Origin of the sequence: Sulfitobacter sp. S223, from assembly GCF_025143825.1 — a bacterium.
GTDB lineage: Bacteria > Pseudomonadota > Alphaproteobacteria > Rhodobacterales > Rhodobacteraceae > Sulfitobacter.
On sequence record NZ_CP083560.1, the window covers coordinates 1,250,876 to 1,264,441 of the forward strand.

General features: G+C 57.9%; 11 protein-coding genes. 7 read left to right on the top strand and 4 right to left on the bottom strand.

Features of this window, described 5'->3' with window-relative positions; translation table 11 throughout:
- Positions 1 to 12: 12 nt before the first annotated feature.
- The 5 genes from K3757_RS06055 to K3757_RS06075 all read left to right on the top strand — a co-directional run bounded on the left by K3757_RS06055 (position 13) and on the right by K3757_RS06075 (position 5,027).
- Positions 13 to 564, top strand: a complete 552-nt coding sequence (locus K3757_RS06055) for a tetratricopeptide repeat protein (protein ID WP_311201749.1) — start codon at positions 13 to 15, stop codon at positions 562 to 564.
- Positions 565 to 583: 19 nt separating this feature from the next.
- Positions 584 to 3,481: a helicase-related protein gene (locus K3757_RS06060; RefSeq protein ID WP_409202578.1), complete on the top strand. Its 2,898-nt coding sequence runs from the start codon at positions 584 to 586 to the stop codon at positions 3,479 to 3,481.
- On the top strand, positions 3,478 to 3,867 hold the full coding sequence (locus K3757_RS06065; protein WP_260000147.1) for an RNA-binding S4 domain-containing protein: 390 nt from the start codon (positions 3,478 to 3,480) through the stop codon (positions 3,865 to 3,867). The genes K3757_RS06060 and K3757_RS06065 overlap by 4 nt, the downstream gene beginning before the upstream one ends.
- 54 nt (positions 3,868 to 3,921) lie before the next feature.
- Entirely contained in the window at positions 3,922 to 4,257 is a 336-nt protein-coding gene (gene fdxA / locus K3757_RS06070; protein WP_260000149.1) for a ferredoxin FdxA, read from the top strand.
- Positions 4,258 to 4,514: 257 nt separating this feature from the next.
- On the top strand, positions 4,515 to 5,027 hold the full coding sequence (locus tag K3757_RS06075) for a CarD family transcriptional regulator (RefSeq protein WP_260000152.1): 513 nt from the start codon (positions 4,515 to 4,517) through the stop codon (positions 5,025 to 5,027).
- 60 nt (positions 5,028 to 5,087) lie between these two features.
- On the opposite strand, the gene cobS is transcribed toward K3757_RS06075, so the two are convergent.
- Positions 5,088 to 5,837: an adenosylcobinamide-GDP ribazoletransferase gene (cobS, locus tag K3757_RS06080; protein ID WP_260000153.1), complete on the bottom strand. Its 750-nt coding sequence runs from the start codon at positions 5,835 to 5,837 to the stop codon at positions 5,088 to 5,090.
- Between the two features lie 81 nt (positions 5,838 to 5,918).
- On the opposite strand from cobS, the gene cobT reads away from it, so the two are divergent.
- Positions 5,919 to 6,929: a nicotinate-nucleotide--dimethylbenzimidazole phosphoribosyltransferase gene (cobT, locus tag K3757_RS06085; protein ID WP_260000155.1), complete on the top strand. Its 1,011-nt coding sequence runs from the start codon at positions 5,919 to 5,921 to the stop codon at positions 6,927 to 6,929.
- Between the two features lie 10 nt (positions 6,930 to 6,939).
- Here the strand turns inward: cobT and K3757_RS06090 are convergent, their stop codons facing one another.
- The gene (locus K3757_RS06090) at positions 6,940 to 8,847 is read right to left on the bottom strand and encodes a monovalent cation:proton antiporter-2 (CPA2) family protein (RefSeq protein ID WP_260000157.1); all 1,908 of its coding nucleotides are present in this window, start codon (positions 8,845 to 8,847) and stop codon (positions 6,940 to 6,942) included.
- Positions 8,848 to 8,871: 24 nt separating this feature from the next.
- A complete protein-coding gene (locus K3757_RS06095; protein WP_260000159.1) occupies positions 8,872 to 9,327 on the bottom strand; it encodes an Lrp/AsnC family transcriptional regulator in 456 nt (151 codons plus the stop codon).
- A 138-nt stretch (positions 9,328 to 9,465) separates the two neighbouring features.
- Between K3757_RS06095 and hppD the strand changes: the two genes are divergently transcribed.
- Entirely contained in the window at positions 9,466 to 10,560 is a 1,095-nt protein-coding gene (gene hppD, locus K3757_RS06100; protein ID WP_260001198.1) for a 4-hydroxyphenylpyruvate dioxygenase, read from the top strand.
- Positions 10,561 to 10,674: 114 nt separating this feature from the next.
- Here the strand turns inward: hppD and K3757_RS06105 are convergent, their stop codons facing one another.
- Positions 10,675 to 13,434, bottom strand: a complete 2,760-nt coding sequence (locus K3757_RS06105) for a hypothetical protein (RefSeq protein ID WP_260000161.1) — start codon at positions 13,432 to 13,434, stop codon at positions 10,675 to 10,677.
- Between the last annotated feature and the right edge of the window lie 132 nt (positions 13,435 to 13,566).

Sequence of the window (13,566 nt, forward strand, 5' to 3'; positions counted from 1 at the left end):
TTTGTTATGCGTATGAACATCGTCAACCTCAAACATACCGTTGCGGCAATTGGTGCTGTTGTGTTGCTCTGCAACCCTGTGATCGCGCAGGAGCGGATCGATACGCTGTTGGAAACGCTGCGCACGGCCCCTGCGGAACAGGCGCAAGCTGCCCAGCGGGACGTTGAACGCGAATGGGCGCGGTCAGGGTCTGCTGCGATGGATTTATTGCTCAAACGCGGGCGTGAAGCGCTCTCTGTGGGCGAATTCGGCGTGGCAATAGATCATTTGACCGCTTTGACCGATCATGCGCCAGATTTCGCCGAAGGGTTTCATGCCCGCGCAACAGCCTATTACCGCGCCGAACTATACGGACCGGCGCTGGATGATCTGGAAAAGGCTCTGGCGCTTAATCCGGATAATTACAACGCGATCTTCGGCCTTGCCGTGCTCTTTGAAGAGCTCGGAGACAGCCGTCGTGCCGCACAACTTTACCGCCGCGTTCTGGCGATAAACCCGCATCACGAGAATGCCGAAAAGGCGCTTGAACAGCTCAAAACCGAAGGTATTGGGCGGACCCTCTGATCCAAGTGAGGAAATTGCGGTGAATACGCAAGGCAGGGTCGTGGCCGTTTTGGGCCCGACGAATACCGGCAAGACAACCTATGCCATCGAGCGGATGCTGGCGCACAGGACAGGGGTAATCGGCCTGCCTTTGCGATTGCTGGCACGCGAGGTGTATGATCGCATTGTTGCGGTGCGCGGACCCTCCGTAGTGGCATTGGTCACCGGCGAAGAACGGATTGTGCCGCCCCGCACGCAATATTGGGTTTGCACTGTTGAGGCGATGCCCGAAGGGATGGGCGCGGATTTTGCGGCTGTAGATGAAATACAGCTGTGTGCCGACCCTGAGCGTGGGCATGTTTTTACCGACCGATTATTGCGGATGCGGGGGCTACACGAGACGCTTTTCATGGGCTCTGATACCATGCGCGGAACCATTGCAGCGCTTATACCAGAGGCACAGTTTGTGCGGCGCGAGCGAATGTCGGAATTGACCTATGCAGGTCAGAAAAAGATAAGTCGGATGCGTCCGCGCAGCGCAATTGTCGGTTTTTCGGTTGAGAATGTGTATGCTATTGCGGAGCTGATCCGTCGTCAAAAGGGCGGTGCGGCCGTCGTTATGGGTGCGCTTTCACCCCGTACGCGGAACGCGCAGGTTGAGATGTATCAGAACGGCGAGGTCGACTACCTTGTCGCAACCGACGCCATTGGAATGGGCCTTAATCTGGACGTGGATCACGTAGCGTTTTCCAGTCTAAGCAAATTTGACGGACGCCGGATGCGTCCGCTTGCGCCAAATGAGCTTGCCCAGATCGCGGGGCGGGCAGGGCGCGGAATGAAGAACGGGTCCTTCGGGGTTACCGGTGATGCGCCGCCCTTGGATGAAGGTGTTGCGCGGGCGATCATGGATCACCAGTTCACGCCGCAGAATAAAATCAACTGGCGCAATCACCGTTTGCAGTTCGGGTCAATCGATCGTCTGATAATGTCGCTTGAAGAGGCGCCGGATAACGAGCGTCTGGTCAGGGCGCGTGAAGCAGACGATCTGCGTGCGCTCAAGGCGTTGGGTCAAGACGCCGAGGTTGCGGCGCGTTGTACGGATGGTCCGTCGGTAAAGCTGTTGTGGGATGTTTGCCGCATTCCAGACTTTCGCGGCATCAGCCATGCAGAGCATGCCAATCTGCTGGAGATGATTTACAACTATCTGCACCAGCGTGGCAGTCTGCCTGATGACTGGCTTGCGCGACAAATTAAGCGCATAGATCGAACCGATGGCGACATTGATGCGTTGTCTAAACGACTGGCTTTTATTCGCACTTGGACGTACGTCACCCAGCGCAAAGGCTGGACAAGTGACGAAAGTCATTGGCGCGGGCAAGCACGTGTCGTAGAAGACAGACTGTCGGACGCCTTGCACGAACGTCTGACGCAAAGATTTGTAGACCGGCGCACATCCGTGCTTTTGCGCCGGCTAGGACAGAAGGAAGCCATGGTGGCCGAAGTTAATGATACCGGTGAAGTGACCGTCGAAGGCGAATTTGTAGGCAAGCTGGACGGTTTCCGTTTCCGCGCAGACAAAGGCGCCGGGACGGCCGAAACGAAGACGATCAAAACAGCCGCCCTGCAGGCGCTGGCGCCGCAGTTCCATTTGCGCGCGGATCGTTTCTATAATGCGCCGGATACGGAAATCGATTTCACCGAGCAGGGCGGCCTTATTTGGGGCAGCTCCGCAGTGGGCAAGCTGGTTGCGGGCTCTGACGGTCTTAAGCCGCAAGTAGAAGTATTTGTGGACGATGTCGCTGGTCCGGAGGTTGCCCAAAAAGTGCAGCGCCGTTTGCAGCACTTTATTGACCGCAAGGTCGCCAGCCTGTTCGAGCCACTTATCGCTCTGCAGAAAGATGAGGCTCTGACAGGTCTCGCACGTGGTTTTGCGTTCCGTATGGTTGAGAACTTCGGCGTGATTTCGCGGGCCGACATTGCTGAAGAAGTTAAAGCGTTGGATCAGGATGCGCGCGGCGCATTGCGCAAACACGGCATCCGCTTTGGTCAGTTCACGATCTTCCTGCCGCTTCTGTTGAAGCCCGCGCCAACGCGTCTGCGTCTGGTGCTGTGGTCCTTGACGAAGGGTCTTTCCGAGTTCCCCGAATCGCCCCCTCCTGGATTGGTGACAATTCCGGTAGAAGCAGGCGCGCCAGCTGGTGCCGACACGATGGCAGGCTACCGCAATGCAGGCAGCCGTGCGATCCGGATCGATATGCTTGAGCGTCTGGCAGATATGCTGCGCGGCGAAGATTCGCGCGGCGGGTTTGAGGCGAAGGCTGACATGCTCTCCATCTCTGGCACAACGCTTGAGCAATTTGCAGACCTGATGAAGGGCCTTGGCTACAACGCTGAAGCCGGTCAACGGCCCAAGGTCAAGTCGGTCACGCAAGTTATGCCCGAGGCTGCCAAGGATTTGCCTGCTGATACACCGATAATGGATGTCTCTGACGCGGCACCTGCCGGTGGGATCACAGAACAGCCTGTACCGCCGTCTGCGGCCGATGTGCCCGAAGGCACAGGGACAATCATGGACGAGGGGACAGCCCCCATCGCAGCGGAGCCCGAGGATCAGGGTGAGGTAGAAGCAGCTATCTCCGAGATGTCCGAAGGTGAAACGCCGCAGGGCACAGCAGCTGACGCTCAAATCGCGGGTGCGGAGATGGAAACCTTCTACACCTTCACATGGGCCCGCGCGCCGCGGCGTCAACCTGCCGGCGGTGATCGTCCCAAGGGTAAGGGCAAGCCTAATCCGCGGGGCAAAAAGGGCCAGCGCGATGGAGGCAAAGGTGGCAACAAAAGCCAGAACTTCTCTGCCCGTCCTCCGAAGGCTGAAAAGAAGATCGATCCCGATAATCCGTTTGCCGCGGCTCTGATGGGCCTCAAAAACGACAAGTGAGCGAAGCGTCGGCCGACAAACTACGCCTCGACAAGTGGTTGTGGTACGCGCGTTTTTATAAAACACGGTCTCTGGCGGCAAGCATTGTCGCCGGGGGCGCTGTTCGGATCAATGGCACGCCTGCTTCCAAACGCAGCACAACCATCACCGCAGGTGATGTGCTGACTTTTTCAAAAGACGATCATATTCGCGTGATACGGGTCGAAGCTTGCGGGACGCGGCGCGGTCCTGCGCCCGAAGCGCAGGCTCTTTATACCGATATGGCGCCCCCTGAACGCAAAACCGAGGAAAAAGTCCCTCATAACCCCGCATTTGAAGGAAAAGGTCGTCCGACTAAACGTGACCGGCGACAGCTTGATCTTTCTAAGGCGCGCCACCTTGAATGATTGCGCTTGCTGAATTAGCTACGGCGCAAGCCAACCTGATTGAGACATTCCTCCATGACCTATATCGTGAACGACGCCTGCATCGCCTGCAAATACACCGACTGTGTAGAAGTTTGCCCGGTGGATTGTTTTTATGAGGGCGAGAACATGCTCGTGATTCATCCTGACGAATGCATCGACTGCGGCGTATGCGAACCCGAGTGTCCGGCAGACGCAATCCGCCCTGATACCGAGCCGGACATGGAGAAGTGGGTGGAGTTCAACCGGAAGTACTCCGAGCTTTGGCCGGTGATCATCACCAAGAAAGATCCGCTGCCTGCCGCCGAAGAAATGGATGGCAAAGAAGGTAAGATGGATCTCTTTTCCGAGGCACCCGGCGAGGGCGGTTAGAATCAAGACAGGCGATTCGGTGCATATGGGGCTTTCTGGCTCTTTAGCGTTGCTGCATTGCTTTAGGGGCCCCTTTCTTAGGGGCCTTTTTTATGTTATAGTGCGCCCAATGACACCTTGTTTTACACATATAGACGCCACCCTGCCACGGCGCATCTGACACCCGAATTTCAGCACAGCATTCGCGGGCTATTGCCCGCTGGTTGCTGTGCGTTTTGTGCCTTCCTTGGCAAGGGGGCCGACCTAGGAGCCCAAAAATGACCAAATCGAAAAAGCTTGATTTCCGCCCTAACGAGTTTGTTGTCTACCCTGCGCACGGCGTTGGGCAGATCGTATCGGTTGAAGAACAGGAAGTTGCCGGCATCACGCTGGAGCTCTTCGTGATCTCTTTCGAGAAGGACAAGATGACCCTACGTGTACCGACGCATAAAGCCACAGAGATTGGTATGCGCGCGCTCAGCTCACCTGATGTGATCACCCACGCGATGAAAACCCTCAAGGGCAAGGCCAAGGTCAAGCGCGCCATGTGGTCCCGTCGTGCGCAAGAGTACGAACAAAAGATTAACTCGGGCGATCTGATCGCGATTGCCGAGGTGGTCCGCGATTTGCACCGCACCGATGACCAGCGCGAGCAGTCCTATTCAGAGCGTCAGCTTTATGAAGCCGCGCTTGAGCGTCTGACCCGCGAAGTTGCTGCTGTTTCTGGCGGTGACGAAATTGCGGCGGCCAAGCAGGTTGGTGATGTGCTGGAAAGCCGTATCGCCGCATAATCCGCGTGATAAAGTCAAAAAGGCCGCGTCAGCTTTGTCTGGCGCGGCTTTTTTGTTGAGCTAAAGTAGGCTCGCGCAGGTCAAAAGAACGGCTGTCTCGCTCAATTGCTGTGTTGCCCCCAACACATCGCCGGTCTGTCCGCTTATTTTGCGTTTGGCCAGAACGCCCATGGCTGCGCAGACGACAAGAGCCAAAAGCATAGGCACCACAAAGGCCCAGCCCAGACACAAGAAGGCGATGAGCGCTCCAATGCCGCAAGCGACGTTCGTCTGGCGTGCGGGGGCCTTGCCGACGCTACGGGACAGGCCATCATTGCGGGCATGGGGGAGGGCGCGCATCAACACGGGCATCATCGCGCGCGACACAGCAGCAGCGGCCAGCACCGCGGATAGATTATGCTCTAGCAGCGCAGCAACCGCGCTTAGGCGCAGGGTGAAAGCCACAACCAAGGCCAAGACGCCGTAGGTGCCGATCTGGCTATCTCGCATGATTTCAAGGCGCCGCTCAGGGCTGAAGCCGCCCCAGAATCCGTCAAAAACATCTGCAAGCCCGTCTTCGTGCATTGCCCCTGTCAGGACCGCCATTGCTGCCAGCACAAGCGCAGCAGCCCCAAAGACAGGCACGCCCAGCCCAAGCGCAAGCTGGCCCACCAGCGCTCCTGCAACCCCAACCAGCAGCCCAATCAACGGATAAGCCCAGACCGCCCGCGCGCCCTGCGCGAAAGCATCCTGCGGCAGATGCGGCAGCGGCAGGCGTGTTAGCAACACAGCAGCCAGCCAAACCTGACTGATGTGGTCGTTTTTATTCATAGGGTTGCCCCTTTCAACGCTTGTGAGCAGCGCCCCATTGGGTAAACAGGCGGGAACGGTCTGGCAATGAGGGTTTTAAAGATGGCTGAGTTTTCTGATCTAGACGGGTTTCGCGCCGCGCTTGCGTCACTGCCTCAGCAAGATAGCACAGCGCTTTCAGGTGCTGCCGAACGAAATGGGCAGTTGACCAAACCCCCGGGTGCATTGGGTCGGCTTGAGGATGTCGCCCAATGGTACGCTGCGTGGCGCGGCAATCCGGCACCCCGCATTACAGCCCCCCAGATTATCGTTTTTGCCGGCAATCACGGCGTGGCCGCACAAGGTGTGTCTGCTTTTCCGCCCGAAGTGACTGAGCAGATGGTCATGAATTTTCAACATGGCGGTGCGGCGATCAATCAACTGGCGCGCGTCGCCGGTGCGCATCTGGACGTGCATGCGCTAGAACTTGATCGTCCAACCGACGATTTCACCGAGGGTCCGGCGATGTCCGAGACTGATATGGTTGCAGCCCTGACAGCGGGCTGGGATGCCGTTCGCGCAGATACGGATCTGCTGGTGGTCGGAGAAATGGGGATCGGGAACACAACGCCTGCCGCAGCGCTTTCAGCCGCGCTGTTGGGGGGAGAAGCTGAAGACTGGACAGGACGCGGCACAGGCGTGGATGACGCGGGCCTTTTGAACAAGACCCGTGTGGTGGCCGAAGGCCTTGCGTTGCACAAAGGGCAGGGCGACGGGATAGAGACCCTGCGCCGTCTGGGTGGGCGTGAGCTGGCAGCGATGGTCGGCGCGATTGCGCGGGCACGTGCGCTGCGCATTCCGGTGATCCTTGATGGTTTCATCTGTACATCGGCGGCGGCTTGTCTGGCCTATACCCGCGATGGCGCGCTGGATCATTGCATCGCGGGCCACATGAGTGCCGAAGGCGCGCACCCACGTCTGCTGGAGGCGCTGGACAAGGAGCCGCTGTTAACACTCGGGTTGCGGTTGGGCGAAGCTTCTGGTGCCGCGCTGGCGATCAATATCGTCAAGGCAGCTGTAGAGTGTCACAGCGGGATGGCGACCTTTGCCGAAGCAGGCGTGAGCGGCGCCTAATCACCTTACCTCAGGATGCTTTCTTCGCTTCTTCTTCGTCTGCGCGGTTAAGGAAGGCTGTTTCCAGGTCTTTTTCAAGCTCTTTGGCGCGAGCCACATATGCCTTATTGTCCGCTGGTGAGACTTCAGGCTTCCACAGCTGTGCAAGCTCACGGATGGACATACGGTCGTGGTGATAGAATATCCGCTGCGCCTCGGCGGCCTCGTATTCGGAAAGCCCGAGGTTTTCGAGGACATAGCGGCCCGCACGAAGCGAGCTGTCGAACATTTCGCGCACAATGTCATTCGCGCCAGCCTGATACAGATGATAAACATCCGTCCGGTCATGGGCACGGGCAACAATGTGCAGATCAGGCCGCTGGGCACGGGCATACTTGACCAGCGCACGGGCTGATTTTGTGTCATCAAGCGCGACTACCAGAACACGCGCATCCGCCAGCCCTGCCTTGCGCAGGATGTCCGGGCGGGTCGGATCGCCCAGGAATGCCTTGAAGCCGAACCGGCGCATTACCGATATGGTTTGGGGGCTATGGTCCAACACGACCGTTTCAAAGCCGGACGCTTGTACCAGACGGTTCACGATCTGACCAAAGCGTCCCACGCCTGCAATGATCACGGGACCTTCTTCGTCGATCTCGTCATCGGGTGGACGGCCCGTCGTATCTGCGCTCCGTTTGGATATGACGTCATGCAAGATGAACAGCAGCGGGGTAATCAGCATGGTTAGCGCAATAACAAGCAGCAGCACTTCGGCGACCCCGTCAGGCATCACGCCGGTCGCAACCGAGAAGCTGACAAGCACAAAACCGAACTCGCCGGCCTGCGCCAGACCCAGCGCAAAAAGCCATTGATCGCGACCATGAAGTTTGAACAGACGGCCCAACACAAACAGGATGAGCCCTTTTACGAGGATCACCAGCAGGGCGATGCCTAAGATGATCACAAAATCAGAGGCCAAAAGCTCAAAGTTGATACCCGCGCCGACGGTGATGAAGAACAGGCCCAACAGCAGCCCCTTGAAGGGCTCAAGGTCGGTCTCAAGCTCATGGCGGAATTCTGAGCTGGCCAGTACCACGCCAGCAAGAAAGGCACCCAGAGCGGGCGATAGACCAACGAGCATCATGGTGAACGAAATGCCTACAACGATGAGCAGTGCAAGGGCGGTGTACATTTCGCGCAACTTGGCTGCATGGATGTAGCGGAAGACAGGTCGGGTGAAGAAAACCCCCGTTATGATGATGCCGGCAATCGCGCCGACGGTGACCAAGGTGATGCCCCAAGCTGGCAGGCTCTCGATAAACGAGATTGCGGCGTCTGCGGGGCTTGCGTGGCCTGCGCCATGGGCGGCATCTGCTTCGCTTTCCAGGACGATCGACCCGTCCGGCGCCATCTGGGTCACCGGCAGCGTGACTGCGATCAGTGGCAAAAACGCCAGCATCGGGATCACTGCGATATCCTGCGCCAAAAGAACAGAAAAGACCGAACGCCCGCCTTTGGTCTGCATAAGACCCTTTTCGGTCAACGTTTGTAGAACGATCGCTGTGGAACTCAGCGAAAGGGTCAGGCCAATCGCCAACGCGACACCCCATGGCTGATCATAGGCCATGGCGATCCCCATAAGGGCCAGTGTGCTAAGCCCTACCTGCAAGCCACCCAGCCCCAAAAGCTTGTGACGCATGTCCCAAAGCGCCTTCGGCTCAAGCTCCAGCCCGATGAGGAATAGCATCATCACCACGCCGAATTCTGCGAAGTGCTGAAGATCCTTGGTCTCAGCCCCGACAAGGCCCAGAACGGGACCAATCAAAATCCCCGCCGCGAGGTATCCAAGAACAGAGCCAAGTCCGAGGCGAGCGGCAATCGGCACCGCGATAACAGCAGCAGCAAGATAGATAGTTGCTTGAAACAGAAAACCTTCCATGGGGTTCCTTCGGGGGCTTATGGGTCACACGGGGAGCGGACCATCGCGTTTGAGTTGGTCCATGACAATCTGGCTGTGGACACGGGCAACGGCCTTGTGGGGCAGAAGGACTTCGTGAATCAGCCGGTTCAGGGCGGGTAGATCTTCACAATAGACGCGTAGCAGGTAATCTGCATCCCCCGTCATGGTCCAGGCGCTCACAATCTCGGCACGATTGGCAATCAACCGCGCAAAACTGGCGGAATGTTCGGGGCCGTGGATGCCAAGATGCACCTGAACAAAGCCTTGGACAGTAAGGTCCAGCAGCCGAGGATCAAGCCGTGCGGTATAGCCACGGATCACCCCTTCGGCCTCAAGCTTTTGCCGACGTCGCCCAGCCTGTGACGCAGAAAGGTTGAGTATCTCACCAAGTTCATGCGCCGTCAGGTGTGCATTTTCTTGCAATGCAGCGAGTAGGCGTTTGTCGGTTTTGTCAGTCATGGCGCGGTTCTTTCGCATGTAATTGTACAATTGTGCGGTAATTGGGCAAAAAAGACCAGATGTACGTCAAAGAATGCGGGGAAGCCGTAATCTGATGCAGGTATATTGGTGAAAATTCATATGACTTGGAGATATGCCATGGGTCCGTTCCCGCACGATGCACCGAAATCCACCATTACGCCTGAAAACCCCGCAGGCACGGATGGCTTCGAATTCGTGGAATTCGCATCGCCCAATCCCGAGGAGCTGCGCGAAGTGTTTCGGAAAATGGGATATACCCATGTGGCAAATCACAAAACCAAGGGCATCGAGCTGTGGCAGCAGGGAGATATCACCTACGTATTGACCCACGACGCTGACAGCTTTGCCGCGCGCTTTGTCGACGACCATGGCCCGTGTGCGCCCTCAATGGGGTGGCGGGTTGTGGACGCGCAAAAGGCGCTGGCCCATGCGGTCGCTAACGGTGCCGAAGAGTACAAAGGCGACGGCAAGGTGCTGGATGTGCCTGCGATTATGGGGATTGGTGGGTCGCTTCTGTACTTCGTGGACCAATATTATGACACGTCGCCCTATAACTGGGAGTATGACTGGATCGCTCAATCAAAACCGGAAGGGGTGGGGTTCTACTACCTCGATCACCTGACGCATAATGTGTTCAAAGGGAACATGGACAAGTGGTTCAAGTTTTACGGCGATTTGTTTAATTTCCGTGAAATCAGGTTCTTTGACATCGAGGGCAAGTTTACGGGATTGTTCAGCCGTGCATTGACCTCGCCTTGCGGGCGCATCCGCATCCCGCTGAATGAAGACCGGGGCGAAACGGGTCAGATCGTGGCGTACCTCAAGAAATACAACGGCGAAGGTATCCAGCATATCGCTGTGGGTGCACGCAACGTCTACGATGCCACTGATGCCATTGCCGAAAACGGGTTGAAGTTCATGCCGGGCCCGCCTGACACATATTACGAGCTGAGCAAAACACGTGTTGTTGGGCATGAGGAACCGCTGGACCGGATGCGCAAACATGGCATCCTGATCGACGGCGAGGGCGTCGTGGATGGAGGCGAGACGCGCATCCTGTTGCAGATATTCTCCAAGACGGTGATCGGGCCGATCTTTTTCGAGTTCATCGAACGCAAAGGGGATGACGGCTTTGGCGAGGGGAACTTCAAGGCGCTGTTCGAAAGCATAGAGCAAGAGCAGATCGACAGCGGAGAGCTGGCGGCGGAATAAGCCACGGTCAAGCTACGTGAACTGATTGTGCGCGGGACCTTGTCCCGCGCATTTCATTTATTCTGTATCGCGTAACTGGCTGTTATTTCGCAGGAGTAGGCCGGGCTTAAAGCCTCACGGCATCTTCAAAACCACGTTGCGTCCACCTTTGGTGTATCGCAGCTCCGACGTGCTGATTGCCGCGACGCGTCCACCGTCAATGCGGTCACCGACTTTTACCTTTTGGTAGCGTCCATTTGACAGGCGCACCAGTGCGCGGCGGCTGGACGGTTTGCCGTAAACGCCGATCAGATTGACTTTGCGCAGGTTGATTGCGTTTTTCACGGTTGCGCTGCGGGCAACGGATGTTTTGGACGGGATGGAGGGCGCCACGGTGCGCGGTGCAACCGAAGCGGCGGCGGCAACACGTGTTTCTGTCGCAGCGGGTGCTGCCCGTTGCGCACGTTTGACGATGCGGTCAAAGTTGCGCGGTCTTGTGTCGGGACGCTTTGATTGGTTGGTCGCGAAACGGGTCGCATTCTGGATCGGAGAGGCTGCTGCGGCAGTTGTCTGCGGTGGTAGTGCAAGAGCTGCTGCCGCTGCTGCGGTCGCAGCCGCGGCGGAGGCTTCAAGACGGGCTTCTTCCGCGGCTTTTGCTGCTTCTTCGGCTTGCCGCGCGCGGTCCTGAATTGACCGTGGGCGCAAAGACGGGCGGAAACCGGCAAGCTCTATGCGGGTCACACCGCCAAGTTGCGCACGTTCGGTTCGCTCTGCAAGGCCAAGCGGGCGGTTCTTGGGGCGAAATTTCAAAAGAGGAGATGGGGCAGCGGCGGCCACAGCGACAGCAGGTTGTGCTTCTGATCTGACGATAGCTGCCGGAGGTTTGCGTGGCGGGCTGGCCGCGATCAACGTGTAGCCACCTGGCGCGACAACGCCCTCGGGCGTCGGGGTGATCAATCCGGCTGCATTCAAACTTGTGCGCTGGCCGAATGGCGGCGGCGAGACAAGTGCTGCCATCTGGACATCGGTATCAAAAATGTCCGGGGCAGGCAGGGCGAGCGCATCACTGGCTGTGCTGACCGGATCAACACTGCTGTAATAAACGGATTCGACGGCTGCTTCCGGCAGGCTTAGCGGCGTTGTTGGCGCCAGCGGCCAAATGCCCGATACGGCATAACGCGCGGCGGCTTCCTTTTCGGTAATGACAGGTCGCTGTGGTTCTGTCTGTGCATCCTGCATCGCGTCAAGAATAGCGGTGTCTTCAGCAGACAGGACAGGATCAAGAGCAGCGACCTGCACGTTCTCACCGGAAGGAGAGGAGCCATTTTCCAGCCCGTCAGGCGTGCGGATGATCTCGGGGTCGATCTGGTTCTCTGGCGCAGAAGCAATGGTGCGTTGTTCGTCGCTTTTGATCAATCCGGCCAACCCGTTATCAAGGAATACCGCAGCCCAAGCCGCGACACCTGCGAGAAACACCAACAGGATCACGGTCATGATCAGACCCAGAAAGCGTGGCTTTCCTCCGACCTGATCACTGCGCGCACCGAAAATTGTCATCCGTTCGGCTTCGGTGCCGGTCTGCGGGACCGAAGCGACGGGCGCAGGTGTGGCTGCTGCTGCACCCTTGCGCGGTTTGCGGCGGCTCAGAAAACCAGTCTTGGCCGGTTTGGGTTCAGGACTGTCAACAGCCGCTGCAGGTTTCGTCAAGGAACTGCTGTCGGGTTTTGGCGTAGGAACAACAATTCGCTGCGCACCACCAAGAGGTTTTGCTACCCCCGTGCGACGGCTGGAAAATCCGGACGCTTGATCCGAGGAGGGAGCCGCCTTTGGCGAAATATCGAACGATGTCTTTTTCGGCTGTGTTGTCGTCGCAGCGATTGCCGGTGCACTCGTTTCTGCTTCATGCGGTTTCTTTGCTACGCTTACCTTCGGCGCAGCGCGCTGGCCTGTGGCGGGTACGGTAGCAGCGGGCTCTGGTTTTTTAAGCTCCGGTTGCTTCTGCTCAGTGGATGGCTCCTGTGCGGGTACGGATGCTGCCTTTGCAACGGGTTTTGAATCTTGCTTGGGTTCATCCGTCGGGACCGGCTTTGCAACCGCGCTGTCAACTGCTTCGCCTTTGGGGGTGGTTTCCGGTTTGGGTGTAGCCGCTTCCGGTTCCGCAACTTTTTCTGGTTCAGCCGCTTTGGCAGGTGTTGGCGCAACCGGCGGAGCCGTCTCCGGCTTAGGGTCGGGATTCTTCTCTGGTGCCGGCGTTATGGTGGGTGCCGGTTCGTGGACGTGTTCTGCTTCGGGTTTTTGCGGCGCTGTTTGCGTATCCGGCTCTGCCTCAGGTTCAGGCTCTGTGGCGATGGCGCCTACGACGACTACGGCAATCCCGTCCGGTTCGACTTCCTCACCGGGTTCTAACAGCGCGTCGACACCATCCGTGACACCGAAAAAAGGCTCACCCAAATAGGGGGCATCCTCAGGCACGGCGACAAAGCTGACGGGGTGAAAGCGATGCTCGGTGGCAAAGGCTTCTGCCTCGGCCAACGTCTCGCGTGCCACGGCAGCTACATGGGTTTTCGCACCATCCAGACTGATGTCGTAGACCAAATCCGCAACATCGTACGGAGTCGCGTTTTCCAACGCCGCCTCGGCCTCTTGGCGGCGCGCGTCATCGGAAAGGCCGATGGTTTCAATGGTTAGGTATTTGATCTGGCTGGACGGAATGATCAGCTTTGATCTCACGCCACCAGGTTCAAGACCGGCTGCTGTTTTGCGCAGCATAGCCAGCTCACCGGCGAGATCGTCTGCGGCGACAGGTACTTCGCCGACCTCACGCCAGCCGCCCGCAGCGCGGTGCAGCAGCTTTATGCCTTCGAAGGATAGGGAAAGAGCAAAATTTGGCTTCATGCGCGGCCTTTACCATGGGTCTGATTAACCAACAACTTCCGATAACCGAAGGTTACCGCAGGCAGCAACGCAAGAAAAGGTCCGCAAGCGGATTTCAGCAGGGCAGGCGGGTATCCCCCGCGCCGACGATAT